General features: G+C 64.5%; 24 protein-coding genes. 16 read left to right on the top strand and 8 right to left on the bottom strand.

Going from position 1 to position 26551, the window contains the following annotated elements; all coding sequences use genetic code 11:
* Nucleotides 1–241 precede the first annotated feature (241 nt).
* On the top strand, nt 242–382 hold the full coding sequence (locus tag ABIC09_RS15115; RefSeq protein WP_187435172.1) for a hypothetical protein: 141 nt from the start codon (nt 242–244) through the stop codon (nt 380–382).
* A 40-nt stretch (nt 383–422) separates the two neighbouring features.
* Here the strand turns inward: ABIC09_RS15115 and ABIC09_RS15110 are convergent, their stop codons facing one another.
* Both ABIC09_RS15110 and ABIC09_RS15105 read right to left on the bottom strand, forming a co-directional pair.
* Nucleotides 423–1904 (bottom strand): hypothetical protein, encoded by a 1482-nt coding sequence (locus tag ABIC09_RS15110; protein WP_354109741.1) that lies wholly within the window; start codon nt 1902–1904, stop codon nt 423–425.
* On the bottom strand, nt 1901–3391 hold the full coding sequence (locus tag ABIC09_RS15105) for a hypothetical protein (RefSeq protein WP_354109740.1): 1491 nt from the start codon (nt 3389–3391) through the stop codon (nt 1901–1903). Before ABIC09_RS15105 ends, ABIC09_RS15110 begins: the two co-directional genes overlap by 4 nt.
* 524 nt (nt 3392–3915) lie before the next feature.
* Between ABIC09_RS15105 and ABIC09_RS15100 the strand changes: the two genes are divergently transcribed.
* Nucleotides 3916–4080, top strand: a complete 165-nt coding sequence (locus ABIC09_RS15100) for a Flp family type IVb pilin (RefSeq protein ID WP_148753994.1) — start codon at nt 3916–3918, stop codon at nt 4078–4080.
* A 166-nt stretch (nt 4081–4246) separates the two neighbouring features.
* Nucleotides 4247–5476 (top strand): glycosyltransferase family 87 protein, encoded by a 1230-nt coding sequence (locus ABIC09_RS15095; protein WP_354109739.1) that lies wholly within the window; start codon nt 4247–4249, stop codon nt 5474–5476.
* Nucleotide 5477: 1 nt separating this feature from the next.
* Here the strand turns inward: ABIC09_RS15095 and ABIC09_RS15090 are convergent, their stop codons facing one another.
* Complete coding sequence (locus ABIC09_RS15090; protein WP_354109738.1) at nt 5478–7070, bottom strand: glycosyltransferase 87 family protein; 1593 nt, start codon at nt 7068–7070, stop codon at nt 5478–5480.
* A 333-nt stretch (nt 7071–7403) separates the two neighbouring features.
* Between ABIC09_RS15090 and ABIC09_RS15085 the strand changes: the two genes are divergently transcribed.
* Nucleotides 7404–8084, top strand: coding sequence for a TetR/AcrR family transcriptional regulator (locus ABIC09_RS15085; RefSeq protein ID WP_148753991.1), 681 nt, complete (start codon nt 7404–7406; stop codon nt 8082–8084).
* A 150-nt stretch (nt 8085–8234) separates the two neighbouring features.
* Here ABIC09_RS15085 and pyk read toward each other — a convergent pair whose 3' ends face one another.
* Nucleotides 8235–9671, bottom strand: a complete 1437-nt coding sequence (gene pyk, locus ABIC09_RS15080) for a pyruvate kinase (protein WP_148753990.1) — start codon at nt 9669–9671, stop codon at nt 8235–8237.
* Nucleotides 9668–10264: a DUF1036 domain-containing protein gene (locus tag ABIC09_RS15075; protein WP_148753989.1), complete on the bottom strand. Its 597-nt coding sequence runs from the start codon at nt 10262–10264 to the stop codon at nt 9668–9670. Before ABIC09_RS15075 ends, pyk begins: the two co-directional genes overlap by 4 nt.
* A gap of 182 nt (nt 10265–10446) precedes the next feature.
* On the opposite strand from ABIC09_RS15075, the gene ABIC09_RS15070 reads away from it, so the two are divergent.
* The 4 genes from ABIC09_RS15070 to ABIC09_RS15055 all read left to right on the top strand — a co-directional run bounded on the left by ABIC09_RS15070 (nt 10447) and on the right by ABIC09_RS15055 (nt 13560).
* Nucleotides 10447–10752 (top strand): DUF1244 domain-containing protein, encoded by a 306-nt coding sequence (locus tag ABIC09_RS15070; protein ID WP_354109737.1) that lies wholly within the window; start codon nt 10447–10449, stop codon nt 10750–10752.
* A gap of 199 nt (nt 10753–10951) precedes the next feature.
* Nucleotides 10952–11224 (top strand): DUF2312 domain-containing protein, encoded by a 273-nt coding sequence (locus ABIC09_RS15065; RefSeq protein WP_007596286.1) that lies wholly within the window; start codon nt 10952–10954, stop codon nt 11222–11224.
* 115 nt (nt 11225–11339) lie between these two features.
* Entirely contained in the window at nt 11340–13106 is a 1767-nt protein-coding gene (locus tag ABIC09_RS15060) for an adenylate/guanylate cyclase domain-containing protein (RefSeq protein ID WP_354109736.1), read from the top strand.
* Between the two features lie 25 nt (nt 13107–13131).
* Nucleotides 13132–13560, top strand: coding sequence for a DUF1801 domain-containing protein (locus ABIC09_RS15055; RefSeq protein WP_354032298.1), 429 nt, complete (start codon nt 13132–13134; stop codon nt 13558–13560).
* Nucleotides 13561–13570: 10 nt separating this feature from the next.
* Here ABIC09_RS15055 and ABIC09_RS15050 read toward each other — a convergent pair whose 3' ends face one another.
* The 3 genes from ABIC09_RS15050 to ABIC09_RS15040 all read right to left on the bottom strand — a co-directional run bounded on the left by ABIC09_RS15050 (nt 13571) and on the right by ABIC09_RS15040 (nt 19632).
* Nucleotides 13571–15202 (bottom strand): peptidoglycan L,D-endopeptidase MepK, encoded by a 1632-nt coding sequence (locus ABIC09_RS15050; RefSeq protein WP_354109735.1) that lies wholly within the window; start codon nt 15200–15202, stop codon nt 13571–13573.
* Between the two features lie 264 nt (nt 15203–15466).
* On the bottom strand, nt 15467–17788 hold the full coding sequence (locus tag ABIC09_RS15045; protein ID WP_354109734.1) for a L,D-transpeptidase scaffold domain-containing protein: 2322 nt from the start codon (nt 17786–17788) through the stop codon (nt 15467–15469).
* Nucleotides 17789–18135: 347 nt separating this feature from the next.
* Nucleotides 18136–19632: a sigma-54-dependent transcriptional regulator gene (locus ABIC09_RS15040; protein ID WP_354109733.1), complete on the bottom strand. Its 1497-nt coding sequence runs from the start codon at nt 19630–19632 to the stop codon at nt 18136–18138.
* Nucleotides 19633–19759: 127 nt separating this feature from the next.
* Between ABIC09_RS15040 and ABIC09_RS15035 the strand changes: the two genes are divergently transcribed.
* The 8 genes from ABIC09_RS15035 (at nt 19760) to ABIC09_RS15000 (ending at nt 26529) form a co-directional block, all read left to right on the top strand.
* On the top strand, nt 19760–21667 hold the full coding sequence (locus ABIC09_RS15035) for a M3 family oligoendopeptidase (RefSeq protein ID WP_354109732.1): 1908 nt from the start codon (nt 19760–19762) through the stop codon (nt 21665–21667).
* Nucleotides 21668–21791: 124 nt separating this feature from the next.
* Nucleotides 21792–22016 carry an AbrB/MazE/SpoVT family DNA-binding domain-containing protein gene (locus tag ABIC09_RS15030; protein WP_354082223.1) on the top strand — a complete coding sequence of 75 codons (225 nt, stop codon included), beginning with the start codon at nt 21792–21794 and terminating at the stop codon, nt 22014–22016.
* The gene (locus ABIC09_RS15025; RefSeq protein WP_354109731.1) at nt 22016–22411 is read left to right on the top strand and encodes a type II toxin-antitoxin system death-on-curing family toxin; all 396 of its coding nucleotides are present in this window, start codon (nt 22016–22018) and stop codon (nt 22409–22411) included. Before ABIC09_RS15030 ends, ABIC09_RS15025 begins: the two co-directional genes overlap by 1 nt.
* A gap of 97 nt (nt 22412–22508) precedes the next feature.
* On the top strand, nt 22509–22661 hold the full coding sequence (locus ABIC09_RS15020; RefSeq protein ID WP_008136857.1) for an aa3-type cytochrome c oxidase subunit IV: 153 nt from the start codon (nt 22509–22511) through the stop codon (nt 22659–22661).
* A gap of 137 nt (nt 22662–22798) precedes the next feature.
* On the top strand, nt 22799–23929 hold the full coding sequence (locus ABIC09_RS15015; RefSeq protein WP_354109730.1) for a Re/Si-specific NAD(P)(+) transhydrogenase subunit alpha: 1131 nt from the start codon (nt 22799–22801) through the stop codon (nt 23927–23929).
* 21 nt (nt 23930–23950) lie between these two features.
* Nucleotides 23951–24268, top strand: a complete 318-nt coding sequence (locus ABIC09_RS15010) for a proton-translocating transhydrogenase family protein (RefSeq protein WP_063981116.1) — start codon at nt 23951–23953, stop codon at nt 24266–24268.
* 39 nt (nt 24269–24307) lie between these two features.
* Entirely contained in the window at nt 24308–25708 is a 1401-nt protein-coding gene (locus ABIC09_RS15005) for an NAD(P)(+) transhydrogenase (Re/Si-specific) subunit beta (RefSeq protein ID WP_148753978.1), read from the top strand.
* Between the two features lie 20 nt (nt 25709–25728).
* Nucleotides 25729–26529: an alpha/beta hydrolase gene (locus ABIC09_RS15000; RefSeq protein ID WP_354109729.1), complete on the top strand. Its 801-nt coding sequence runs from the start codon at nt 25729–25731 to the stop codon at nt 26527–26529.
* Nucleotides 26530–26551 lie beyond the last annotated feature (22 nt).

Raw genomic sequence — 26551 nt, 5'->3', positions numbered from 1 at the left:
CTCTAGCTGGTCGCGCGGCTTCATGACAGCTTGAATCAAAACGCGAAAACATAAACTGAGCAAATTCAGTCCGATAAGCGTCCGCCGAACGAACCTCAAAGGAGGCTTCAACCATACGCCCCGTAGAACAAATGCCGGCCACATCACGAACAGGGCATCGCGACGGGGCCAAAATTGCCTCGCGTTGGCCATAATCTCGCGCGTACATTCGCCCGATCTGGGCGATGGCAGGGCAGTTGTAATGGCGGCTCAGTCCCACAAGACCGCAGAACAGGAGTACGAGGAGCAGGTTCGCATCCTCATCCGCATCGTTTCAGCCTCCACCTTGGGGCTTCTCGCGTTCGCGGCGGGCCTGCTGATCGGGACCTTTCTGTTTTCGTGATCGAAGATGAATGACCGGCTCTCCTGGAGCTGCTGTGTCTTCACTTCGATGGCACAGCGGCTGCGCCTTCCGTATCGTCGCGCACATGGACAACCGCGATCTTGTCGCCATACACCCGCTTCCAGCCCTTGATGTGATCCAGAATCTGGGCCGCCGGCGAATCCGGCGTCAGCAGCGTTGCGTCGATCCCGTTGTCGTCGAGCATCCGCAGCAGGCCGGAGACGTTGCGGCCATCTTCGGCGGCGAAATAGTCCATCAGGAATTTTTCGCCATATAGCTCCGACCGTCCGTCGACGAAAGGCCTGATGTCGCGGACGATGAGGTAGCCGCCAAAACCATAGGAGTTGAAGATGCGCGCGGCCTTGCGCTCAGCCAGCAAATCGACTGCCGCAACCGGCGTCTGCGCCGTGGAGAATTCGAAGGTGTGACGCGCCGCAAAGGTCGCGGTCGCGCTTGCGGTCGCGAGCACGATGGCCACCGCGGCCAGCGCCGCCGGGGCGCCGGGAGCCATCCGCAAGCCGCGCGGTGCGTCCGACGCGGGCCTGATCCAGCCGCTCAGCGGCTGCGCCAGCACCAGAGGCACCAGCACGCCAAAGGTCTCGATGCTGCGGACATGCGCCAGCGCCATCCAGGTGGCGCCGAGGATCAGCAGCACGCGCGGCGGCGATAGGGTCAGGCCGCGTATGAGGCCGAGCCCGAGCAGGCCGAGCAGCGCGCCCGCGAACGGGCTGAACGAGCTGAAATCGGCCGGACGCCATTCGGCGATGATGGAGAAGGATTTGCCGAGGCTGAGGATGCGGGCGGCACCGAGCAGCGTGTCGAGGCCATAGGGCGTGCAGCAGCTCGCCACCAGGGCGCCGAGCCCGAACGCGGCCCAGCGCATCGCAAGCGCCAGCCGGCGCGGCGGCGCCGCGCGCCAGAGCGCTTCGAGGCCGATCGCGCCAATCAAGGCGAGCCCGAGCACGAAGCCGCCATGAAGATTGGCCCACAGGACCATCAGCGGCAGCAGCAGGAAGGAGGGCGCGCGGCTGCGATCGGCCATAGCCATCAAGCCGCCGGTCCAGGCAACCATGACCGGCAATGCGAGCACGTGCGGGCGGGCCAGCAGATGCGGCGCGGCCAGCGTCATCGCCAGCAGGCAGAACACCAGCGCATAGGGCAGCTCGAGATGCCGCTGCAGGAAGGTCAGCAGCAATCCCATCGCCAGCGCGATCGCGGCCGCGGTCAGCACGACGGGCCCGGCCCATCCCCAATGCGAATAGGCGGTCGCGAACAAGACTTGCGACAGCCATGAGGTCGAGAGCCAGACATCACCCTGGCGCGTCAACGAATAGAGGTCGGTCCAGGGCACGGCGCGATGGTCGAGGATCCACGCGCCGACCTTGATCTGCCAGAGCGTGTCGGGATCGTGCAGCAGGCTGTCGCCGCTCAGCAGCAGCAGCAGAAAGGTCGCGGCCGCGACGCACAGCGGCGCCAGATTGCGCTGGGCGCGCGCGATCGGAACGCTGGCCGCGATGGTCATGGCCTGGCCGGCGCGGCCGCATCGCCCACGCCATCCCGCACATGGATCACGGCGACGTTGTCGGCATAGAGCCGCTTCCAGCCCATGATATGATCGAGCACCTGGGCGGCCGGGCTGTCGGCGACCATCAGCGTGGCGTCGATCTTGTACTCTTCCAGCAGCCGCGTCAGGTTATCGAGCTTCTTGACCTCGACTCCTTTGAAGAAGTCCATCACGAACTTCTCGCCATAAAGTTCGGCGCGGCCGTCGACGAAGACCGGGATGTCGCGCGAGATCAGATAGCCGCCGAACTGGTAGCCGTTGAAGATCCGCTGCGCCTTGCGTTGCTGGAGCAGATCGACGGCGGCGACCGGCGTCTGGTCCATCGTGAAGGTGAAGCGGTGATGCGACATGTAGATCGAGGTCGTGGTCCAGGCCGCGGCCGCGATCATCAGCGCGCCGGTGATGGTGACGTAGCGCGCTGCCCAGCTCTCGCTGGTTTGCGCGTCAATCTGCGGCAGCGGCGATGTCTCACCGAGCGGCTTGGCCAGCACCAGCGGCACCAGGAAGGCAAAGGCCTCGATGCTCCTGACATGGGTGAGCCCCATCCAGGTGAAGAGCAGGATCAGCAGGATGCGCGGCGGCGACAGCGTGAGGCCGCGAAACAGGCCGATCGCGATGAGGCCGAGGATCGCGCCTTCGAAGGCGGAGAAGGTGGCGAAATTCGCCGGCATCCATTCCGAGATGACCGACAGCAGCTCGCCGAGATTGAGGATGTTGGTCGCCCCCAGCAGCGTGCGCCAGCCATAGGGCGTGACGCAGGCAGCGGCCATGGCGGCGACGCCGAACAGGAACCAGCGCGTGAGCAGCCGTATCTGTTTGCCGGACTCGAGCGTCCAGATTGCTTCGATCGCCATCGGGCCGATCAGCGCGAGGCCGAGCACGAAGCCGCCATGAAGGTTGGCCCACAGCGACATCAGCGGCAGCCAGACCCAGGACGGCGTGACCTTGCGGTCGGCCGCATTCATGAGAATGCCGACCCATGCGATCATCACCGGCAGTGCCAGCATGTGCGGCCGCGCCAGGATGTGGTGCAGCGACAGCAGCACGGCCAGCATCGCGAACAGCACCGCGCGCGGAATTTCGAGACGCGCCTCGAGCAGGTAGACGAAGATCGCGGCGGACGCGGCGATCGCGAGCGCGGTAAGGACCACCGGCCCGGCCCAGTCCCATTGCGCATAGGAGATGGCGAACAGGATCTGCGACAGCCAGGACGTCGAGATCCAGGGCTCGCCGGAGCGCGTGAAGGAATAGAAGTCGGTATAGGGCAGGGCGTGGTGATCGAGGATCCACTGCCCGATCTTGATCTGCCAGAACGAGTCGGAGTCCTGAAGCAGGGTGTCGCCGATATAGAGGAAGAAGAGATAGGCGCCCGCGCCGACACACAGCGGCACCAGTGCTCGCGCGCGGCTCTGCACCGCAATGCTGTTGGTGAAGGATAGGGACATGCCGCCTCGTCTTGTTCTTGTCGGATCGACCGAGCGGGCGGCATTTGACCATGGCGGTCATAACTTCCCGTAAATCGGCGGAATTGGACGCACATGGCATTTTGTACGAGTTGAGTGCGCGCCTCGTCCTTCGAGACGACCGCTTCGCGGTCTCCTCAGGATGAGGCTAAGCGGCATCGGTGCTCATCAAAACGACGGCCGCACACTCAGGTCCTCATCCTGAGGGCCCGCCAACGGCGGGCGTCTCGAAGGATGGTCACAGCGGAATCGCTCCCATCTGCGATAGTCCTGCCCACAAGCGGGGAGGGAATGGAGAGAGCGCCGGTATATGTCTCTGCAATTTAACCGATTGTTTTCAATTTCGATTTACCATCGGCGAATACATACAAACGGTTCCGTATTTCCGCAGTCGAATTAACTGCGGCGCAAGTCTTTGCCCTTACGTTGGGTTCCATGGTCGGGCGGCGCTGGGAAGCCGAAAAGACCAGACCAGTTGAAGCCACGTGTATCCTTTGGAGCAGTCTATGAAGAACCTCATTTCGCGTTTCGTGAAGGACGAATCCGGCGCCACCGCCATCGAATACGGCCTGATCGCCGCCGGCATCGCGCTGGCGATCATCACCGTCGTCAACAACCTCGGCACCACGCTGAACGCCAAGTTCGGCTCGATCTCGTCCAGCCTCAAGTAAGCCGGACGATCAACGGAATAGCGAAGAGCCCCGTCATCGACGGGGCTCTTTTGCGTTGGCCGAGCATCGGCGCGGGCATTCGACGATCAGGCTTAAGCCTCCTTCAAGCCCGTCGGTGTATGGCTTGAACGCATCCGCGTCACCGTATTGCGTCAAAGGAAGCCGCATGGCCGAAGCCTCGTCCGCCCCGCCTGCTGTTGCTCGTCACGGCGTACTCCCTGCGACCCTCCTCAACATCTCGTTCGTGCTGGCGATCGTCACGCTGGCGTATTTTCCGACGGCCTATCTCACGCATGTATGGATCTTCGGCGCGGACGGACGCGGCATCCCGACGGACTTCGTCAATGTGTGGGCGGCCGGAAAACTGGCGCTCGAGGGCCATCCCGCGCAGGCCTGGGATTGGGACATCCAGAAGCAGGTCGAGCTTGCGCTGCTCAGGCTGGATTTTGTCGGCCATTTCGCCTGGCACTATCCGCCGCCCTTCCTGTTCGTCGCCTCTCTCCTCGCGCAGTTTCCCTATGCGGTGGCCTTCATCGGCTGGGCCGCGTTCAGCATGGTGCCCTATCTCGCCGTGATGCGCGCCATCATCGGGCGCAACGCGGGCCTGGTGCTTGCGATTGGATTTCCCGCCGCCTTCCTCAACATCCTGGTCGGGCAGAATGGTTTCCTCACGGCGTCCCTGATCGGCGGCATGCTTTATCTGCTGCCGACGCGACCGGTGCTGGCTGGAATCTGCCTGGGCCTTCTGAGCTACAAACCCCAATATGGACTGCTGTTTCCACTGGTGCTGATCGCCGCCGCCGAGTGGACGGTGCTTTTCACCGCCGCCATCGTCACCGTGACGATCGCTGGGGCGTCCTGGCTCGCATTCGGGACCGAAAGCTGGCAGGCCTTCTTCCACTGGATTCCGATGTTCTCGCAGGCCTTCCTGACCGAAGGAAGGGCACCCTGGTTCAAGATGCAGAGCATCTTCGCGCTGGTGCGCTATGTCGGCGGCACCGAGCAGCTCGGATGGATCTTCCAGTGGGTGTTGACGGCCGCGGTTGCCGTCGTGCTGGTCGTGATGTGGCGGAGCCGGCTGCCCTACGCGCTGAAGGCGGCGATGCTCGCGGCGGCAACGCTGCTCACGACGCCCTATCTCTTCATGTATGATCTGGTTGTGCTGGGCATCGCGGTGGCCTTTCTCATCCGCGCCGGCCTCGATGAAGGTTTCGCGCGCCATGAGGTGATGGCCTTGGCCCTTGTGTTCGCGCTGCTTGCGACCTTCCTGTTTCTCGGGCAGCCGGTGGGCTTCCCGGCGATCCTCATCGTGTTCGGGCTGATCCTCGGCCGCTGCGCAGCCTGGCGGGCTGCCGAGGCTGCATCGATGCAGCTCGCGGCAACATCAACGAACTGAACTAACGCGAGGCCCGTTCAATGAGCGGGCAGCTTTCGAGGATCGTGCCGGGGCGGGCGCCCTCGATGGCGACACAGGGCCTACTGGCATCGATGGCAAGCGCGTAGCGATCCAGCAGCGCGCTGCGGTCCGGTTCGCCGCGCATGTGCAATTCGCGGAGACCGCCGGGCAGGGGAGCCTTCAGCCCGGCGCGGATGCGCTGGTCAAAGATGCCGCCGGGGACGATGGGCACACCGATATCGGCGAGCAGGTAGAAGCGCGACTGCGGCGGAAGCTGCGGCGCGATATAGGCGAGCGGCTTGCCGAGGATAAAGTAGGTCGCGGGCTGATCGAGCTCATCGGCGATGTTCGGCCGGTAGGTCTCTGACCAGGGGCGGTGCCACCAATCCGCCGGCTGCGACCACAGTGCGATCCCTACCGCAACCGTCAACATCAGCGCGTTCAGTGGAGCCGAGGACGTCGCGGGCCATGCCGGCCTCGCGCTCGCAGCGAGGCGCGCGAGCAGCAGAACGATGATCGGGCCGCACAACAATTCCAGAACCACCGCATAGCGCTGGATCGAGAACAGGCCGAGCCACGCCAGGTACGAGACTGCAAACAGCACGACCAGCTGCACGTCACGTCGGGTGAGGATCGCGCTGTCGCGCGTCATCCGCACAAGCAGGCCGAGCACGAGCAGGACCGCCACGACCGCGAAGCGCGCGTCGCGGAACGGGTGCTCCGCGCCTCTGTGGTCGCCCATCAGCCAGTAGAACGGATAGGCCAGCGCGTCGGACACGCTGTGCGGCATGAACTGCGCGTCCATCAGATTGACGGCCGCGACCTCGCCTGACTGGAAGACGGCATTGAACAGCGGGAAGATCGGATTGCCGGTGTCGCGCCAGGCGATCAGGCACCATTCGCCGCCGGTGAGCGCCGCGCCGGCAATACCGCCGAGCCCAAGCAGGATGGTCGCCCGAAGCGGACGCGCGGCGGCGAGCAGTGCTGCGGCTGCGCCGATCGCGTAGACGACATTGGTCAGCTTCAGCCCGACCGCGGCGCCGATCAGGAGCCCGGCCAGCAGATAGCGGACCGCGGGCCGGCGATCCGCAATCAAGATCAGAAGGAAACCGCCGATCACGGGCAATGCCAGCAGCACGTCGGAAAAGCTCGTGCCGACTTCCGAGAGCGTCATCGGACCCGAGGCCGCGATTGCGACCGCCGCCGCGATCGCAACGAAGGTCGCGGTTCGTCCCAGCACCAGGCGTGCAAACAGCCAAATGAGCGCGAGGTTGAGGCCGTGAATTGCGCCGATGATCATCAGCCCATACGGCGACGGCAGATAGTGCCGAAGGTAATAGACGGGGAAATAGACGATCGGATTGAAGTAGGTTTGAAAGCCCGGCGGCACCGCATCGACGCCATAGCGGCCGTTGAGCACGGCCCAGACATTGTATTCGTGGTAGTTCTGCCAATCCCAGTTGACATCCTCGCCCATCGCGAAGGTGTAAATCGCGCCCGCCAGCATCGCGCAGACGACAACGGCGAGGGGTACAAGCGCCTTGCCGCGCAGGTTCGCCGTCGATGATCGCAGCAAACCTCCGGCCGCCGGCATGGACATGGCTTCGGGCAAGTCAGCGGCGGTTGTCGCGCGTTGCAGCATCAAGGCGCCATGAGCTGATGGTCGCAGCCTCTTCCGAAAACGGGGCGTGACGCAGAAAGTACGCTGGTGGCGCGCATTGCCGATTCCGATGGACACCGTAGGACTAAGGGCGGCCAGTTAAAGTTGCATGAATCTGTGCCGGAAAGCGCGAAAACCGGCATCACGCATTTGCTTCTTGTCATCCCCCCTGAATAGTTGTTCAGTCCTTGCGGGGCGATTTGCAATTGCAGTGACGAAGCGTTCGGCCGCGGGCGTGCGGCAAGCGTGTGGGACAGGAAGCGCGCCATGGTTTATCGGCGAACGCATCAAGTGGTTAAGCGCCTTGCGGCTCGGCGCAGCGCCATCCTGGCGGCGGCAAGGGAAGCCGCAGCCGAAGGGGGCATGGCGGCGGTGCAGATCGCACCGGTCGCGGTCCGGGCCAATGTCGCGGCCGGCACCGTCTATCGCTACTTCCCCTCCAAGGCCGAGCTGATCTCCGAATTGATCTCCGAGGTCTCCCGCGACGAGCTCGCGGCGATCCGGCGCGCGGCCGATGCCGCGCCTGGCCCGTCCTCCGCGCTGGCGGCGGCCGTGACTACGGTGGCCGTCCATACGCTGTCGCAGCGGCGCCTCGCCTGGGGCATCCTGGCCGAGCCTGTCGATGTCGATGTCAGCGCCTCCAGGCTTGCCAGCCGCCGTGAGATTGCCGGCGAGATCGCTGCCCGGATCGACGCTGCCGTGCGCGCCGGTCATCTGCCGGCACAGGACACCGCGCTGGCCGCGACCGCGCTGCTGGGTGCGCTGCACGAGGCGCTGGTCGGGCCGCTTGCGCCCGACAATCTCGAAGATCCCGTCAAGATGCGCGATGCGGTGCAGACCGTGACGCTGCTTGCGCTGCGCGCCGTCGGCGTCATGGACGCCCGCGCCCGCGGTCTGGTGGTGCAGCAGACGCTGCTGCCGACGGCCAAGGCGCTGGTCGGGGCCTGAAATGCCGGTGCGATCGGGGCTGCGACCTGATCGTACCCAAGCCATTGCCTGAGCACGCTTTTTCGAGAAGCCCGAGCACGCCCGCCGGATCGGCCGGCTACTGTGCATGGGGTTGTTTTCGGCGTTTTTGTTGGTCCGGCGATGGCGGACCTAGATATCCGAATTGCCCTCGGGGCCGACCGAGGCGATGCGCACCATGTTGGTGGTGCCGGGAATGCCGAGCGGCACGCCGGCGACGATGATCACGCGCTGGCCGGCGCGGACGAAACCGTCGCGGAAGGCGATCTGGCCGGCGCGGCTGACCATGTCGTCCTGGTCGCGCGCGTCTTCCGCCACCACGCAGTGTACGCCCCACACGACCGCGAGCCGCCGTCCGGCCTGGATGTTCGGCGTGATCGCCACGACCGGCGGCTTCGGCCGCTCGCGCGCCACGCGCACCGCGGTCGAGCCCGAGCTGGTCCAGCAGATCAGGGCGGGCAGGTCGAGCGTTTCGGCGATCTGCCGTGCGGCATCGGCGATGGCGTCGCCGGCGGTGGATTCCGGTGCGGGGCGCTGGGCCGTCAACACGGAGCGATAAATCGGGTCGCGCTCGACCTCCTCGCCGATGCGGTTCATGGTCGAGACCGCCTCGACCGGGAATTTGCCGGCCGCCGATTCCGCCGACAGCATGATGGCGTCGGCGCCCTCGTAGACCGCGGTGGCGACGTCGGAGACTTCGGCGCGGGTCGGCACCGGCGATTGGATCATCGATTCCAGCATCTGCGTTGCGATCACCACCGGCTTGCCGGCGCGACGCGCCATGCGCGTCATTTGCTTCTGGAGGCTCGGCACGCGCTCCAGCGGCAGCTCGACGCCGAGGTCGCCGCGCGCCACCATCAGCGCGTCGGAGGCCTCGATGATGTCGGCGAGGCGGTCGATCGCCTGCGGCTTCTCGATCTTGGCCATGACCGCGGCCCGGCCGCGGATCATCTTCTTGGCCTCGATCACGTCGTCGGCGCGCTGCACGAAGGAGAGCGCAATCCAGTCGACGCCGGTAACCAGCGCGGCCTCGAGGTCGGCGCGGTCCTTCGGCGTCATCGCCGAGACCGGCAGGTCCGTATCCGGAAGGCTGACGCCCTTGCGGTCGGACATCTTGCCGCCGACCACGACGCGCGTCACCGCGTGCTCCTTCGTGGTCTCCTCCGCGATCAGCCGTACCTTGCCGTCGTCGAGCAGCAGGGCATGGCCGGGCCGCAGCGCAGCAAGTATCTCCGGATGCGGGAGATTGACGCGGGTGGTATCGCCCGGGCTCTTGTCGGAATCCAGCGTGAAGATCTGGCCGTTCTGGAGCTGGACCGCGCCTTCCGCGAAGGCGCCAAGCCGGAGCTTCGGGCCCTGCAGGTCGACCAGGATGCCGATCGGGCGGCCGTAGCTGCTCTCGACATTGCGGATCGTCGCCACCAGCTCCCGCATCTTGTCATGCGGGGTGTGGCTCATATTGATGCGGAAAACGTCGGCGCCGGCCTCGAACAGGCGGCGGATCATCGCGAGGTCAGAAGAAGCGGGTCCGAGCGTCGCGAGAATCTTGATACGGCGAAGACGCCTCATGGCTTATTTCCAGACGGTGGTGAGGGGGCTGGCGGAAGGCCAGGCGCGGCGGGGGGCGTACCACCGGGCGGGCTATTGGGCAAACCCGGAACGCCGCCACCAGGGCCAACAGGGCCGGGCATCCCGGGGACACGTTGCTGGGCGGGCTGCTCGTTGGCATCGGTGAGCTGTACCGTCCAGGCCCGCTGCTCGCCGGTATCGACCTCGAAATAGCCGGTCCGGTCATAGCCGCGCGCCAGGCAGTCCTCGGTGCCGCGAATGGTGAATTCCTTGTCGCGCGAGCACATGAAGGCCTGCCCCGACCATTCGCCGCCGCGGTCATAGTCGATCGCGTAGATGTAATAGTAGCGGGCGACCAGCGTTCCCCGCAGCAGGGTCTCGCAGGAGCGGGACGAGATGTTCCACCAGCCTTCCGTGGTCCAGCCGTCGGCGTCCTTGTAGCCAAGCGCAATGCCGACCCGGCTCGAGGTGTTGTTGCAAAGCCGGAAATCGGCCGAGGCCGGGCTGGCCCAGAGGCACAGCAAAGCAACCGCCAGCGCCGGGACCAACCGGGCGAGCAGGCGAAGGGCGGAGCGGGGAGATTCGGCGATCATTGTCGCGGAACGTATACCAGATGATTGACGATTTGGCGTAGAGCCGGGGAACTGCCCCCTGGGCTGCTTCGAGGCCGTTTGCGCCGCGATATGGCAAAATCTGTGACGGGACCCCACCTGATCCCGTAAAGGGTGACCACCATCAAGATCAGAGCCAAGAGAAAGGCCAAGGGGATTCAGCCATGGCAATCGACGACAAAACCAGAACGGAGCTCGAGGCGGCCGCTTTCCGGCGCCTGGTCGACCATCTGAAGACGCGGACGGACGTCCAGAACATCGATCTGATGAATCTCGCCGGCTTCTGCCGCAACTGCCTGTCCAACTGGCTCAAGGACGCTGCCGACGCCCAGGGCGTAAGCTTAAGCAAGGACGAGAGCCGCGAGGCCGTCTACGGCATGCCCTACGAGACCTGGAAGGCGAAGCACCAGGGCACGGCCAGCCCTGAGCAGCTCGAGGCGATGAAGAAGGTCCATCCCCACAGCCGCTGAGCGGACTGTCCGGGGCCCGCGGCTTGAGTCGCACCACACAACAGCTTTCTTCGCCTCCCCGCAGGAAGGTGTGGGCGCGCTGTGGACGAGCGCGATGCTCGCTTGAACGCAATCGGCGCCAACCCTAAGGGTCTCACCAGCACGCGCGGTGAGGATGCCGGCGTCACCTCGTTTTGCCAGTTCCATTGGGAGTACCAAGATGGCCACCTCCGCCGCCGTCCGCGACGACGAGCCCGCGACGAAATTTGCCAAGGACCAGCTCAAATCCATCATCGAGCGCATCGAGCGGCTGGAGGAAGAGAAGAAGGCGATCTCCGACGACATCCGCGACGTCTTTGCCGAAGCCAAGGGCAACGGCTACGACGTCAAGGCGCTGCGCACCATCGTACGCATGCGCAAGCAGGACCCGAACGAGCGCGCAGAGGCCGAGACGATTCTCGAGACCTACATGCAGGCGCTGGGGATGATCTGAGGCGACGAGGCCGCAGCTTCATCGGTAGGATACCTCGTCCCGCTGCGATTTGCAGCGCACCCAGCTTGGGCAAAATCCGCTCGTCTGCTAGAGTGCTCGGTGAAGGGACCGAGCAATGGATGTGCCTGGACCTGAGCGTAGGCTCGCAGCGGTCCTCGCGGCCGACATGGTCGGCTTTAGCCGGCTCATGGAGGCCGATGAGGCTGGCACGCTTGCGCGCCTCAAGACCCACCGGATCGAGCTGATCGATCCGGCCATTGCCAAAAACCGCGGCCGCATCATCAAGACGACGGGCGACGGCATGCTCGTCGAATTCCATAGCGTCGTCGACGCGGTGCTGTGCGCTGCTGAAATTCAGAGCCGGATGGGGCGACGCAATGCCGACGTCCCGCCGCCGCGATGGATACAATTCCGCATCGGCATCAATCTGGGCGACGTGATCGTCGACCAGAACGATATTTTCGGCGACGGCGTCAACGTCGCGGCACGGCTGGAGGCTCTGGCCGAGCCTGGAGGCATCTGCATCTCGAGCGCGGTGCGCGACCAGCTCGGCGAGCGCCTTGATGGCGTTGCATTCGAGGATATCGGCGAGCAGAACGTCAAGAACATCGTCCGTGCGATCCGCGTCTACCGGATACGACTGGAGGAGAGTCCGGCAAGCGCATCTGACGGCACGAGGGGCGCTGCGAAGGCGACCGGCAAGTCGAAGAAGCCGTCCATCGCCGTGCTGCCCTTCGCCAACATGAGCGGCGACCCGGAGCAGGAGTTCTTTGCGGATGGCCTGACCGAAGACATCATCACCGAGCTTTCGCGTTTCCACGACCTGCTGGTGATCTCCCGCAACTCGACCTTTGTGTACAAGGGCAAGGCGGTCAAGGTGCAGGACGTCGGCCGCGAATTCGGCGTCGATTATGTCATCGAGGGCAGTGTGCGAAAGGCCGGAGATCGCGTCCGCGTCACCGTGCAGCTGATCGATGCGGAAACCGACCGGCACATTTGGGCCGAACGCTACGACGGCGAGCTCAAGGACATCTTCGCCATCCAGGACGAGATGACCCGGGCGATCGCGGCCACGTTGCCCGGCCGCGTCGAGGCGGCCACGCACGATCGGGCGAACCGCAAGCCCACGGACAACATGGCGGCTTACGAATGCGTGCTGGCCGCAAAGGTCTTGCACCATCGCTCCAATCGCGAAGACAATGCGCGGGCGCAACTTCTGCTCGACCGGGCGGTCGAACTCGATGCGAACTATGCTCACGCGCACGCGTGGAAGGCGTGCGTCCTGGGCCAGACCTGGGTCTATGGCTGGTGCGCGGATCGCGATGCCACCTTCCAGCAGGTGGCTTCGGAGCTGGAGACCGCGCTGGCCCTCGACGACAATGACAGCGACGTTCACCGTATTCTCGCGGCGCTCAATCTGAACCGCGACGACCATGACAAGGCCACCTACCATCAGGAGCGGGCGCTCGCGCTCAACCCGAACTACGACCTCGTGGTGGTGCAGCAGGGCGAACTGTTGACCTGGCTGGGCCGGCCTGAAGAGGGCATCGACTGGATCAGGAAGGCGATGCGGCTCAACCCGTATCACCCCGAACGCTTCTGGAGCCATCTCGGGCGTGCCTATTATTGTGCCGAGAAATACGCCGAAGCTGCCGAGGCCATCTCACGGATCACGCGCCCCGATCACACCCATCACGCGTTCCTCGCCGCGATCTTTGCGCAGATGGGCAACGCGATTGCGGCCCGCGCTCATGCAGCCGAGGTTCTCAAGCGCGAGCCGGCATTTTCGGTGGCCAATCATCTCTCCACCCAGCATTATAAGCGCGACGTCGACCGTCAGCGCTACGAGGCAGGCCTTCTGGGAGCAAGCCTGCCCGCCTGATCCTCGATCCATCCAGGAGGAATCCGTGAGCGAACCGCCGTTGCCGCGCGAGGTGAGCCGAGTCTTCGAGGCTTTTCCGCCGCCGATCCGCCGGCGCCTTCTCGACGTGCGCAAGCTCATCTTGGCGACGGCCAAGGCGCACGCCGAAGTCGGCCGGCTCACCGAAACGCTGAAATGGGGCGAGCCTGCCTATCTCACGGAGCAGACCGGCAGCGGCTCCACGATCCGGCTTGGCCGCCTCAAGGACTCCGACCACGCCGCGATTCTGTTCAACTGCAAGACGACGCTGGTCGATACGTTTCGCGAGCGTTTTCCCGATCAGTTCGAATACCGGCAGACCCGGGCGCTGTTGCTGCCATTGTCCGGCAAGCTGCCGAAGCAGGAACTATCAGCCTGCCTGTCGCTGGCGCTGACCTATCATCTGGATCGGCGAGGAAAAAAGAAGGCGCGCTAGGCTGTCAGTCTCAGCGCAACGCGGCGGTGCGGACGACGAAGGACGTCGTATCGAGCTTGGCGGTGGCGCTGCCCGAGAAACTGTCGCTGGACAGGCCCTGCATGGGATCGTCGCTGAAACCCATCGCGATCACGGCCTGCGGCTTCACGAAATAACCGCGCAACGCAACCGTATCGAGCTCGCCCATCAGCGTCACCGACATCGCGCGGCTGGCGCTTGGCGACAGCATCACGATCTTGAGCCAGATGCTCTCGCCCTTGGCGGCGGAGAGCCGGGTCGCGGTGGCGATCATGCCGCCGGTGCTCTTGCCGACGACCGTGTTGATCTCGGTGGCCGGCGCGGCGTTGCGGGCCGCGGACACCGGGCGCACGCCGCGCGGGATCGGCGCAGAGGCGGCGACGACGTTGGCGCGGTCGACCGGGGAGGCGGAAGCCGGCGCATAGGCCAGTGCCTGATAGGCGGCGTTGGAGACGCTCGCGGTCGGCTGCGGATCGGTGGCGGCGGCAAGCGCCTGGCGCGCCCTCAGGGCTGCGACCTGGGCGGGCGTCGCCTGCTGCGGCGTGGCGGGTGCATCCCAGAAGCCGCGGGCATTGATGATGTCGGCCGGGGTCTCGGGCTTTCCGTCAGAAGATTTGCCGGCAGCCGGCTTGTCAGCGACGGGCGCGGGCTTCGGCTTGGGCGGCGCAACGAGCTGCGCATCGGCCGAAGCGAGCTGGATCGTGGCGGCGACTGACGGCTTGGCGCGGGGCGTCGGGACCGGATCGGCCGGCTTGGCGGCGGCTGCGACCACGGTGGGTGCCGCGGACTTCTCGGCCACGGCAGGTGCACCCTCGTCATCCTCGTCGCTGCTGGTCGCGGGAGCTGATTTGCCCTTGAACAAGGCGGCGAGGAAGCTCGGCTTACCGACGGTCGCGGTGTCATCGCCGCGCCGTTCGATGTCGGCCTTGGCGAGCTCATATCCCTTCAGCGGCGTGCCGTCGGTCGGAACGTGGACGGTGCGGCCGTCCGGGAAGACTCGGGCGAGCTGGTCATGCGTCATGCGCGGCCAGTGCCGGATGCTGCCGGTGTCGAGATGCACGAAGGGCGAGCCGGAGGTCGGGTAGAAGCCGACGCCGCCGCGCTGGAGGCGCAGGCCGGCAAAGCGGATTTGCTCCAGCGGCACGCCCGGAATGTAGAAGTCCATCGCATGGCCCAGCATGTGCTGGCTGAAGCGCGCCACGCCCGAGGAGCGCCGGCGGAGCATGGCGTTGGTGGCGGGGGAGCGATAGGAGGAGATGATCTGGATCGGCTGCTTGCCGTCGACGTCGCGATAGACTTCCCAGAGGATATCGAAGAGGTGACGGTCCATGACCGTCTCGTCCTGGGTGCGCCAGTCGCGCAGGAAATGGTTGAGCGTCTTCAGCGCGGCTTCGTCATAGCGGCCATCGCGCTTGAAGGTGACGGTGAGATCTTCGCCGGAGTGGGTGTGGTGGAAGGAGAGCGTCTTGGTCTCGTTCAGCGCGGCGGCATTATGGACCGAACCGGCAGCCGCAAGCAGCACCAGCGAGGCGAGGCCGATCCGAGATCCGACCTTCACTCCCGCATGGGACAACGACACCGCAGCGAATTGGCGTGCGAAACCAGCCAGCACGTATGAGCCCACCCAGTCGACGAGCGTTCAAAATGGACTCTCCCGCCAACCCCGTTAGCGCGCGAAAGAGGATGAACGCTTTGTTAAAGCGAGAAGGTTAATTCGAGGTTGACCTTCCCGCCCCCAAAACCAAGTCAGGTTGCGATCCTAACCGGCTCAGTGTGGCGAAAAAACGCCCGCTGCCCGAACCCGGGTGGCGAATGGTTAACGTTAAACGACCCCATCCATGGGACGGGGTCGTTGATCTCATTGAAGAATTTTATGTGCTGAGGCAGCTCAGCGGGTGAACACCCGCTGTTGCTGAGGCCGGCGGCCGACCGGAGCCGGCGGCGGGGTCGGGGCCCCGAACAGCCGCTCGAAGAAGTTCGGACCGGACGAGCCGAATCCGCCGCCATTATTGGCCACCGCCACGCCGGCCGGCAGCGTCGTCGCCGGGCGCGAATAGCTCGGCTGCGAGTGCGCCACGACGTTTTCGAGGTCCTTGCCGCGGCCGTTCTTCAGGATGTTGATCATGGTCGCGTCGCGGCCATAGACGTCCTTGCGGAATTGCAGCTTGCCGCCGTCATCCACGAAGGCGGTCTGGTAGGTGATGTTGACCGGGATCGGGGTCGGGAATTTCAGGTCCACCTCACCCGAGCCGTACATGCTGCGCACGCGCTCCGGCGTGTACTTCTCGCCCGGCATGGTGATGTTGAGCAGCACGGAGGCGTACTGATCCGGATTCTGCACGCGCATGCAGCCATGGCTGAAGGCACGATCTTCCCTGGCGAACAGGTTCTTGTCCGGCGTGTCGTGCTGATAGACCAGGAACTTGTTCGGGAAGTTGAAGCGGATGCGGCCGAGCGCGTTGGCTTCACCGGGCGGCTGCGAGATGTGCACCGAGCCGTCACGGTTCTGCTCGAGCTTCAGGCCCATGCGCTGTAGCACGGTCGGGTCCTGCTGCAGCGCCGGCAGATATTCGCCATAGACGATCGACGGCGGGACGTTCCAGGTCGGGTTGACCGTGATGTACTTCATCGCCTCGGTCAGCAGCGGCGTGGCATGCTGGCCCGGCTTGCCGGTGACGACGCGGGTGGTCCAGAGCTGCTGGCCGCGCTGCATCACCTTCAGCGTGTAGTCGGGAATGTTGAGGATGACATAGGCATCGCCCAGCGAGGGCGCGCCGAGGTCGCGCGGCAGCCAGCGCCAGCGCTCCATGTTCACCAGCACGGTGTCGATCTGCTTGTCGCGCTTCGGGCTGTTCATCGCCTTCACGGTCGGCGCATCGAGCACGCCGGTGGCCTTGATCTCGGCGCCGTCCTGGAACTTTCGCACGGCTTCGGCGACCGTGGCGTCGTAGTGATCGTCGTTGGCGTTCTCGCTGATACCGAGCTTGGCGCGCAGCTGCGGCACGCGCGGATCCTGCACCACGGCTTCCGCCTGCTTCTTGCCCTTGGCGGGCGTGTACTTCAGCGCCGGGCCGTCGGTGATCTCGATCACCGGGCCGTCGCCCTGGCCACGCAGCTGCGCGAGCTTCGCCTTCAGCTCCTTGTAGAGCTTTTGCGGCGGGTTGTAGCTGTCGAGCGCGGCGGAGGCGTCGGCTGCCGTCGAAACCCTGGTCAGCACTTCGTTCGGATCGACCGGATGCTCGGGATAGAGGATGTCGGCGCTGACCTGGGACCAGTGCATGCGGCCGCTCTGCGCCTGGCGCGCATAGTCGAACATGCTGGCGGTGAGCTTCAGCTCGGCATCGGCGAGCGCATCCGGCGTCGTGGCGGCGGCAAAATCCGGCACCGGATAGTCGGCGGGATTAAGACCGTCGGACGCTGCATCCTTCAGCCGTGCGATCACGCCCTTGGCCGCAGCAGTGAGGTTGCCGGCTTGGGTCCAGACCGGCGCGAAGTCACGGGCGCCGTAGAACTTCTCGACGGCGGCGCGCTCGTTCTTGCGGTCGAGATAGCGCGAAGTCTTGGCGCCCAAGGCGTCCTTGAGCTTGTCGGCGACCGGCTGGTCGGCAGCGGGAACGTTGCTTGCGGCCTTCACGGGCTCGGCGGCCGGGGTCGCTGCTGCCGCCGCAGGTGCAGCGGGGGTGGCCGCCGGTGCTGCTGCGGTATCAGACTTGGCAGATTCAGGTTTGGCAGATTCAGGTTTGGCAGGTTCAGATTTGGCCGGCTCGGATTGGGCGGCTTCAGATTTGGCGGGCTCGGCCTTCGCGGGTTCGGTCTTTACGGATTCGGTCTTTGCGGATTCGGTCTTGGCCGTCTCGCTCTTCGGAGCGTCGGCTGCGGGCGTCGTGGCGACGTCGGACGGCTTGGTCTCGACCTTGTCGGGGGCCGGAGCGGCTTCGGCCTTCGCGGGCTCCTTCGCAGTTTCCTTGGTGGCTTCCTTCGGCGCATCCTGGACGGTGGCGGTGGCGTCGAGCTTGATGTCGGATGCGGTCGGGGGCGGGACGTTTGCAGGCTCGGGGCGCGGGATCGCGGCTTCGATCGCGAGCTCGGCGGCGCTGCTGCGCGCCTGATCCTGTGCCAGCGCCGAGCCGGCCGATACCGTGAAGAAGGTCGCCGCGACCGTCATCAAGACACGGTCGAAGCCTGCACGGTGGTTCAAACAGTCACGCATTGTGTCGCACCCCTTGGGTGAACTGCCCCTCGTGGAACAGCTTTCGTTATCGCCTGATTGAGTTTCGGCTGAATCGCGCCGGCCTCTCGAAAGTCGCACGCCTGCACGCAACGATTCCTACGCAGACGATATACGGGCCCCGTTTTTACGGCCAGCGCTACCCGGGACAACTCACGACAAACTGACGTCAAGGAAGCCTGTTTGCAACGGATTGTGCGGCTTCATCGCGTGCTTTTCCCGGTCTCTGTCACTTCCAAGTCACGGTTTGGCTTGCTGCCGAATTTTGCCGTAATTCAACGGGTTGCGGGCACAATGTCTGGCCGCGCGAACCTCCGTTCGCATGAGGTTCAGTGCGTCTCCTCGCCGCTTTTTCCGCCATGGCCGGGAACCCCGGCTTCGTCGAGTTTGCGATAGAGCGTGGACCTGCCGATTTTGAGACGACGCGCCACCTCGGACATCTGTCCGCGGTAGTGCGAGATCGCGAAGCGGATGATCTCGTTCTCCATGTCCTCCAATGGTCGGACATCGCCGGTGGGGGTCAACATCGAGAGAGACCCCGCCAGCGGCAGCGGCACGATCGGTATTTCATTACCCGAGACCAGCGAGGGCGCTGCGGTCGGCTCGATCATCAGCGGCGCGGTCGGAATTTCCGTTGCGGTGGGCGGATGCGAGGCCAGCAACGGGAAATCGTCGAGACCGAGCTGGTCGCTCTCGCTCATCACCACCGCGCGGTAGACCGCATTTTCGAGCTGGCGGATGTTGCCAGGCCAGTCGAGCTGGGCGAGATGCGCCATGGCCTCGCCGCTAACGCCGGAGATGGGGCGGTTCTCCTCGGCGGCAAAGCGCGCCAGGAAATGCCGCAGCAGATGCGGGATGTCCTCGCGCCGGGCCCTAAGTGAAGGGATCGTCAGCGGCAGCACATGCAGGCGGTAGAACAAATCCTCCCGGAAATGTCCCTGCTTCACCCGGTCCAGAAGCTTGCGATTGGTCGCGGAGATGATGCGGACGTCGACCTTCACGGGCTTGCGGCCGCCGACCGCCTCGACTGCGCCTTCCTGCAGTGCGCGGAGCAATTTGACCTGCGCGGTCAGCGGCAGCTCGCTGACCTCGTCCAGGAACAGCGTGCCGCCATGGGCCTCGAGGAACTTCCCGGTATGCCGCTCGGTCGCGCCGGTGAACGCGCCCTTCTCGTGGCCGAACAGGATGGACTCGACGAGGTTGTCGGGGATCGCGCCGCAATTGACTGCGACGAACGGCTTTGCCTTGCGCTCGCCGCTGCCGTGAATGGCGCGTGCGAACATCTCCTTGCCGACGCCGGACTCGCCTTCGATCAGCACCGGGATCGAGGAGTTCGCCGCCTTCTGGGCCGCGCGCATCACGCTCGCCATCGCTTCGGCGCGCGTGATGATGTCGGAGAAGGTCAGCCGGCCCTCGCGGCTGTGACGGATGCGTTGCAATTCGCCCTTGAGTGCGGAGGCGTTGAGCGCGTTGCGCAACGAGACCTGAAGCCGCTCAAGGCCGACGGGCTTGACCACGAAATCGACAGCGCCGGCGCGCATCGCCGAGATCACGTTGTCGATGCCGCCATGGGCGGTCTGCACGACGACAGGGACGCTGAGGCCCGCCTCGCGGATTTTCGCCAGCACGCCCATGCCATCGAGGCCGGGCATGACGAGATCGAGGATCACGGCGTCGATAACAGGTGCATCGGGCGCGGTGAGGGCTGCGATCGCGGCGTCGCCGGACTCGACGACGATCGTCTCATAGCCGCACTTCTGCACCATGTTCTCGACCAGACGGCGGGCCACGGCGTCGTCGTCGGCGATCAAAATACTGGCAGCCATGGTGCTCCCCGCACGCTACTACTATCTGTCTCGAATCGGGTCACTCTGGCCGAAGCCGATTAACGCACTCTTAAACCTTGATGCCCTCGCCCGCCGCAGCGTTTGTTGAACACAGGTTTCCCACACAATGACTTCGCGCTCCAAGACCGCCCCTAAAAAGACCGCTCTTCGCAAACCAGCCACCAAGCAATCCGCTGCCAAGAAATCTGCCGTCAAGGCAAAGCCCTCCAAATCTTCGCCCGCAAAGTCTGCGGGCAAGATCGGCAAGCTTCCGGAGTGGAACCTTGCCGATCTCTATTCCGGGATCGATGCGCCGGAAGTGGCGCGCGATCTCGAAACGATGGATGCCGATTGCGTCGCCTTCGAGACGGACTACAAAGGCAAGCTCGCAACAGGCACAGCAAACGAAGATGGCGGAAAATGGCTCGCGGAAGCCGTGCGACGCTATGAGGCGATCGACGATCTCGCCGGCCGTCTCGGCTCCTATGCCGGCCTCGTCCACGCCGGCGACAGCGTGGACCCTGCGATTTCAAAGTTTTACGGCGACGTTTCCGAGCGGCTGACGGCGGCATCGACGCATCTTCTGTTCTTCGCGCTCGAGCTCAACCGCGTCGATGACGATATTTTGAACCGCGCGATGCAAGCCGCCGAGCTCGCGCACTACCGTCCGTGGATCGAGGATCTGCGCAAGGAGAAGCCGTATCAGCTCGACGACAAGCTCGAGCAGCTCTTCCTCGAGAAGGCGCAAACCGGCTATTCGGCCTTCAACCGGCTGTTCGACCAGACCATCTCCAGCCTGCGCTTCAAGGTCGGGCCCAAGGAGCTCGCGATCGAGCCGACGCTGAACCTCCTGCAGGACCGCGACGGTGCCAAGCGCAAGGCGGCGGCGGAAGCGCTTGCGAAAACCTTCAAGGCCAATGAGCGCACCTTCGCGCTGATCACCAACACGCTCACCAAGGACAAGGACATCTCCGACCGCTGGCGCGGCTTCAAGGATGTCGCGGACTCCCGCCATTTGAATAATCGCGTCGAGCGCGAGGTCGTCGACGCGCTGGTCGCCTCGGTCCGCGCGGCCTATCCAAAACTGTCGCATCGCTACTACGCGCTGAAGGCGAAGTGGTTCGGCAAGAAGCGACTGGCTTATTGGGACCGCAACGCACCGCTGCCGTTCGCCGCGACCGATACCATCGGCTGGCCTGATGCGCGCAACATGGTGCTGTCGGCCTATCGCGGCTTCTCGCCAAAAATGGCCGATATCGCCGAGCGCTTCTTCACCGACCGCTGGATCGACGCGCCGGTGCGCCCGGGCAAGGCGCCGGGCGCCTTCTCGCATCCGACCACGCCGTCGGCTCACCCTTACGTTCTGATGAATTACCAGGGCAAGCCGCGCGACGTGATGACGCTCGCGCATGAACTCGGCCACGGCGTGCACCAGGTGCTGGCGGCGAAGAACGGCGCGCTGATGGCGCCGACGCCGCTGACACTGGCCGAGACCGCCAGCGTGTTTGGCGAGATGCTGACCTTCCGGCGGCTGCTGGCGCAGACCAAGAGCGCAAAGCAGCGCCAGGCGCTGCTCGCCGGCAAGGTCGAGGACATGATCAATACCGTGGTGCGGCAAATCGCGTTCTATTCGTTCGAGCGCGCGGTCCACACCGAGCGCAAGAACGGCGAACTCACGGCGACGCGGCTCGGCGAGCTCTGGCTATCGGTGCAGGGCGAGAGCCTGGGGCCGGCGATCGAGATCAAGGCGGGCTACGAGAACTATTGGATGTACATCCCGCACTTCATCCACTCGCCGTTCTATGTCTATGCCTATGCCTTCGGCGATTGCCTCGTGAACTCGCTCTATGCCGTTTACGAGAACGCGGCCGAGGGTTTTGCCGAGCGTTATCTCGACATGCTCGCCGCGGGCGGCACCAGGCATTATTCCGAACTGCTGCGCCCGTTCGGTCTCGACGCCAAGGACCCGAAATTCTGGGACGGCGGACTCTCGGTCATCGCCGGCATGATCGACGAGCTGGAGGCGATGGGCTGAGGTGGCGGAGCGCCGTTTTTTTGCGGATGAATCGATGTAAAACATCCGTTGAACCGCCATCCGATCTGTGTTATACATATGTACAACACAGATCATTGGATGACGGTTCAGTGGGTGGAAGGCCATGAAGATTGAGATCAAGAAGATTGGCAATTCGGATGGTGTGCTGCTGCCGCGCGAGTTGATGCAGCGGCTCGATCTCAAGCGCGGACAGCAATTGCACATCGTGGAATTGCCGGGCGGCGGCTTTCAGGCGCTGCCATACGATCCTGACTTCGAGCGGACGATGGAAATCGCCGACGAGATCATGGACAAGTACCGCGACACGCTTGCCGCGCTCGCGAAGTAATGAGCGAACCCCAAGAGCCGCTCTGGGTCACCTACGAGCAGGCTGTCGCAATTCACAGCCGGCAACTGCGCCGATTTGGCGGTGCGCCGGGATTGCGCGATGAAGGCATGTTGCGCTCGGCGCTGGAGCGGCCCATCAACAAATGGCGCTATGAGCAGGCCGCGCTCGATGAACTCGCTGCAGCCTACGCATTCGGGCTCGCGAAGAACCACGCATTCGTCGATGGAAACAAGCGCATCGCCTTCATGGCGATGATGATCTCCCTTCACAAGAATGGAGTGGCCTTCGGTCCCGATCCTGCGCAAGCGACGACCATCATCCTCTCCCTCGCCGCCGGCGAGGTCAGCGAGCAGAGTCTTGCGCGCTGGATCCGCGACAATCTGGATTCCAAATGACCTGATTTGCGGGAAAACCGCTCCTCCGTGCCGTTGCCCTGCCCGATTGTTTGCGCTATTGCCAGCCTTGAATTCGACTTTCGACTGGGGACGATCCATGGCTGACCATAGCGAAGTGGCCTACACCACGGCCGACGGCAACGACTACGTTGCCCACGAGCAGACCTATGAGGGCTTCATCAAGCTGGTGAAGTACGGCACGGCCTCGGTCGCGCTCATCGTCATCCTGATGGCGATCTTCCTGACCTGATCCATCGCCTGCCGCACCGCCAGCGTTGCCGGTGCCCATAATATTTGCATCCAAGCCGGTCTCAAAACCGGTATCCAACGTTGCGGGAGTAACGCTAAGTTTGTGCGCGCGCTTTTTCGCGCGTCGCCGGAGGGCCTATGAAGATCGCCGTTGCCAAGGAAATCGATCCGTCGGAGCCGCGTGTTGCCGCTTCGCCTGATACGGTGAAGAAGTTTAAGGCGCTGGGCGCCGAGATCGCCGTCGAGCCGGGCGCCGGCCTCAAATCGGGCCTGCCGGATTCCGAGTTCACCGCCGTGGGCGCCACGGTCAGCGGCGATGCGCTTGTCGACGCCGACATCATCATCAAGGTGAAGCGCCCCGAGGCGTCCGAGCTTTCGCAATACAAGCGCGGCGCGCTCGTCATCGCCATCATGGATCCCTATGGCAACGAGGCCGCGCTGAAGACGATCGCCGATGCCGGCGTGTCCGCTTTCGCGATGGAATTGATGCCGCGCATCACCCGCGCGCAGGTGATGGACGTGCTGTCGTCGCAGGCCAACCTCGCCGGCTACCGCGCCGTGATCGAGGGCGCCGAGGCCTTCGGCCGCGCCTTCCCGATGATGATGACCGCCGCCGGCACCGTGCCTGCTGCCAAGGTGTTCGTGATGGGCGTCGGCGTCGCCGGCCTCCAGGCGATCGCGACCGCGCGCCGTCTCGGCGCCATCGTCACGGCTACCGACGTGCGGCCCGCGACCAAGGAGCAGGTCGAATCGCTGGGCGCAAAATTCCTCGCCGTCGAGGACGAGGAGTTCAAGAACGCACAGACCGCCGGCGGTTACGCCAAGGAAATGTCGAAAGAGTACCAGGCCAAGCAGGCCGCACTGACCGCCGAGCATATCAAGAAGCAGGACATCGTGATCACCACCGCCCTGATCCCGGGCCGGCCCGCGCCGAGGCTCGTCTCGGCCGAGATGGTCAAGTCGATGAAGCCGGGTTCGGTGCTGGTCGATCTCGCCGTCGAGCGCGGCGGCAATGTCGAGGGTGCCAAGGCCGGTGAGGTCGTCGACCTCGATGGCATCAAGATCGTCGGCTACACCAACGTTGCCGGCCGCGTGGCGGCGTCCGCTTCCAGTCTCTATGCGCGAAATTTGTTCAATTTCATCGAAACCATGGTCGACAAGGGTAGCAAGGCCCTGGCCGTGAACTGGGACGACGAGCTCGTCAAGGCCACCGCGCTGACCAAGGACGGCGCCGTGATCCACCCGAACTTCCAGCCCAAATCATCTTAATCGGGTTTAAGGAGAGCCGCCATGGAGCATGTTGCACAGGTCGTCGACCCCTTCGTCTTCCGGCTGTCGATTTTCGTCCTCGCCGTCTTCGTCGGCTATTTCGTGGTGTGGTCGGTGACACCGGCGCTGCACACGCCGCTGATGAGCGTGACCAATGCGATCTCCTCGGTGATCGTGGTCGGCGCGCTGCTTGCCGGCGGCGTCGCCAACGTATCGAGCGGTTCGGGCTGGGCGCGCGCCTTCGGCTTCGTCGCGCTGATCTTTGCCTGCATCAACATCTTCGGCGGCTTCCTTGTCACCCAGCGCATGCTGGCGATGTACAAGAAGAAGTCGAAGTAAGCGGCCACCTCGGGCTGATGGGATCAATGGGGACCTGAGATGAGCGCTAACCTCTCTGCATTTTTGTATCTCGTGGCGGGGGTGCTGTTCATCCTGTCGCTGCGCGGGCTGTCGAGCCCCGCTTCGTCGCGCCAGGGCAATCTGTTCGGCATGATCGGCATGGCGATCGCGGTCGCCACCACGCTGGCCAACCATCCGCCCGCGGACGGTCTCGCCTGGGTACTCGTCATCGTCGGCATCGCCATCGGTGGTGCGATCGGCGCGGTGATCGCGCGTCGTGTGCCGATGACGTCGATGCCGGAACTGGTCGCAGCCTTCCACTCGCTGGTCGGCATGGCGGCGGTGCTGGTCGCCGCCGGCGCATTCTACGCGCCCGAGGCCTTCGACATCGGCACGCCCGGCAACATCCATGCGCAGAGCCTGGTCGAAATGTCGCTCGGCGTCGCCATCGGTGCGCTGACCTTCACCGGCTCGGTGATCGCGTTCCTGAAGCTGTCCGCGCGTATGAGCGGCGCCCCGATCATCCTGCCGTTCCGCCACATCATCAACATCGCGCTCGCCGCGGCGCTGGTGTTCTTCATCGTCGGTCTGGTCTTAACCGGCAGCGCGTTCGACTTCTGGATGATCGTCATCCTGGCGCTGGCGCTCGGCGTGCTCATGATCATCCCGATTGGCGGCGCCGACATGCCGGTCGTGATCTCGATGCTGAACTCCTACTCGGGCTGGGCCGCGGCCGGCATCGGCTTCACGCTGGGCAACTCCGCGCTGATCATCACCGGCGCGCTTGTGGGTTCCTCCGGCGCGATCCTGTCCTACATCATGTGCCACGCGATGAACCGCTCCTTCATTTCGGTCATCCTTGGTGGTTTTGGCGGCGAGACGGCAGCCGCTGGTGGCGGTGGCTCGGGCGAGCAGAAGCCCGCCAAGCTCGGCTCGGCGGATGACGCGGCCTTCATCATGAAGAACGCGCAGAAGGTCATCATCGTGCCCGGCTATGGCATGGCGGTGGCGCAGGCCCAGCATGCGCTGCGGGAAATGGGCGACATCCTGAAGAAGGAAGGCGTCGAGGTGAAGTACGCCATTCATCCCGTCGCGGGTCGCATGCCCGGCCATATGAACGTGCTGCTGGCCGAGGCCAACGTGCCCTATGACGAGGTGTTCGAGCTCGAGGACATCAACTCCGAATTCGCGCAGGCCGACATCGCCTTCGTGATCGGCGCCAACGACGTCACCAACCCGGCGGCCGAAGAGGACAAGACCTCGCCGATCTACGGCATGCCCGTGCTCCAGGTCTGGAAGGCCGGCACGGTGATGTTCATCAAGCGGTCACTGGCGTCGGGTTATGCCGGTATCGACAATCCGCTGTTCTACCGCGACAACACCATGATGCTGCTCGGCGACGCCAAGAAGGTTACCGAGAACATCGTCAAGGCGATGTAAGCCGGAGAGCCGGCGCAGCGATGACAGTCCTGAAATGGATCGCCATCGTCGTTGCCGCCGGCTATCTCGCAGGTCTCGTCCTGCTCTACGTGAAGCAGCGCGACATGCTGTTTCCGATCCCGACGACCGAGCGCAAGGCGCCGGCCGCTGCGGGGCTTCCGGAGGCTGAGGAGCACGTCCTTACCACATCCGACGGCGAGAAGGTCATCGTCTGGCACGCGCCGGCCAGGTCTGGCCGTCGCGTGGTGCTGTTCTTTCCCGGCAACGGCGATTTCCTCGCCGGACGCGTCAGCCGCTTCAAGGGCATCATCGCCGACGGCACCGGTCTCGTCGCGCTGTCCTATCGCGGTTATGCCGGCTCGACCGGCGCGCCGAGCGAGCAGGGCCTGCTGCGGGACGCCGCGGCCGCCTATGCCTTTGCGACAGAGCGCTATGACGCAGCGCGGATCGTGGCGTGGGGGTTCTCGCTCGGGACCGGCGTTGCGGTCGCAATCGCATCCGAGCATCCAGTCGGCAAATTGATCCTGGAGGCGCCCTACACCTCGACGGTCGACATCGCCGCGCCGCTGTTTCGCTTCATCCCGGTTCGTCTCCTGATGCGCGATCAGTTTCACTCCGATGAGCGCATCGCACGCGTCGCGGTGCCGCTTCTGATCATGCATGGCACCAGCGATCAGGTGATTCCCATCAGATTCGGAGAGCAATTGTTTGCGCTCGCCCGCGGCCCCAAGCAGCTGGTGCGGTTTCCCGGCGCAGGACACGAAAATCTCGATGATTTCGGGGCGTTGGAAACGGCGCGGCAATTCGTCAACGGCGGTTGAGGGCTGACGCGCGCGATCTTCT

Source organism: Bradyrhizobium sp. S3.12.5 (genome assembly GCF_040548225.1).
GTDB lineage: Bacteria > Pseudomonadota > Alphaproteobacteria > Rhizobiales > Xanthobacteraceae > Bradyrhizobium > Bradyrhizobium cytisi.
The sequence above is the reverse complement of the archived record's forward strand: the minus strand, read 5'-3'. Positions and strand labels throughout refer to the sequence as shown.

Coding starts and splice junctions, on each gene's coding strand:
- ABIC09_RS15115 (WP_187435172.1), top strand. CDS start 242: ATGGCGGCTCAGTCCCACAAGACCGCAGAACAGGAGTACGAGGAGCAG.
- ABIC09_RS15110 (WP_354109741.1), bottom strand. CDS start 1,904: ATGACCATCGCGGCCAGCGTTCCGATCGCGCGCGCCCAGCGCAATCTG.
- ABIC09_RS15105 (WP_354109740.1), bottom strand. CDS start 3,391: ATGTCCCTATCCTTCACCAACAGCATTGCGGTGCAGAGCCGCGCGCGA.
- ABIC09_RS15100 (WP_148753994.1), top strand. CDS start 3,916: ATGAAGAACCTCATTTCGCGTTTCGTGAAGGACGAATCCGGCGCCACC.
- ABIC09_RS15095 (WP_354109739.1), top strand. CDS start 4,247: ATGGCCGAAGCCTCGTCCGCCCCGCCTGCTGTTGCTCGTCACGGCGTA.
- ABIC09_RS15090 (WP_354109738.1), bottom strand. CDS start 7,070: ATGCCGGCGGCCGGAGGTTTGCTGCGATCATCGACGGCGAACCTGCGC.
- ABIC09_RS15085 (WP_148753991.1), top strand. CDS start 7,404: ATGGTTTATCGGCGAACGCATCAAGTGGTTAAGCGCCTTGCGGCTCGG.
- pyk (WP_148753990.1), bottom strand. CDS start 9,671: ATGAGGCGTCTTCGCCGTATCAAGATTCTCGCGACGCTCGGACCCGCT.
- ABIC09_RS15075 (WP_148753989.1), bottom strand. CDS start 10,264: ATGATCGCCGAATCTCCCCGCTCCGCCCTTCGCCTGCTCGCCCGGTTG.
- ABIC09_RS15070 (WP_354109737.1), top strand. CDS start 10,447: ATGGCAATCGACGACAAAACCAGAACGGAGCTCGAGGCGGCCGCTTTC.
- ABIC09_RS15065 (WP_007596286.1), top strand. CDS start 10,952: ATGGCCACCTCCGCCGCCGTCCGCGACGACGAGCCCGCGACGAAATTT.
- ABIC09_RS15060 (WP_354109736.1), top strand. CDS start 11,340: ATGGATGTGCCTGGACCTGAGCGTAGGCTCGCAGCGGTCCTCGCGGCC.
- ABIC09_RS15045 (WP_354109734.1), bottom strand. CDS start 17,788: ATGCGTGACTGTTTGAACCACCGTGCAGGCTTCGACCGTGTCTTGATG.
- ABIC09_RS15040 (WP_354109733.1), bottom strand. CDS start 19,632: ATGGCTGCCAGTATTTTGATCGCCGACGACGACGCCGTGGCCCGCCGT.
- ABIC09_RS15035 (WP_354109732.1), top strand. CDS start 19,760: ATGACTTCGCGCTCCAAGACCGCCCCTAAAAAGACCGCTCTTCGCAAA.
- ABIC09_RS15030 (WP_354082223.1), top strand. CDS start 21,792: ATGAAGATTGAGATCAAGAAGATTGGCAATTCGGATGGTGTGCTGCTG.
- ABIC09_RS15025 (WP_354109731.1), top strand. CDS start 22,016: ATGAGCGAACCCCAAGAGCCGCTCTGGGTCACCTACGAGCAGGCTGTC.
- ABIC09_RS15020 (WP_008136857.1), top strand. CDS start 22,509: ATGGCTGACCATAGCGAAGTGGCCTACACCACGGCCGACGGCAACGAC.
- ABIC09_RS15015 (WP_354109730.1), top strand. CDS start 22,799: ATGAAGATCGCCGTTGCCAAGGAAATCGATCCGTCGGAGCCGCGTGTT.
- ABIC09_RS15010 (WP_063981116.1), top strand. CDS start 23,951: ATGGAGCATGTTGCACAGGTCGTCGACCCCTTCGTCTTCCGGCTGTCG.
- ABIC09_RS15005 (WP_148753978.1), top strand. CDS start 24,308: ATGAGCGCTAACCTCTCTGCATTTTTGTATCTCGTGGCGGGGGTGCTG.
- ABIC09_RS15000 (WP_354109729.1), top strand. CDS start 25,729: ATGACAGTCCTGAAATGGATCGCCATCGTCGTTGCCGCCGGCTATCTC.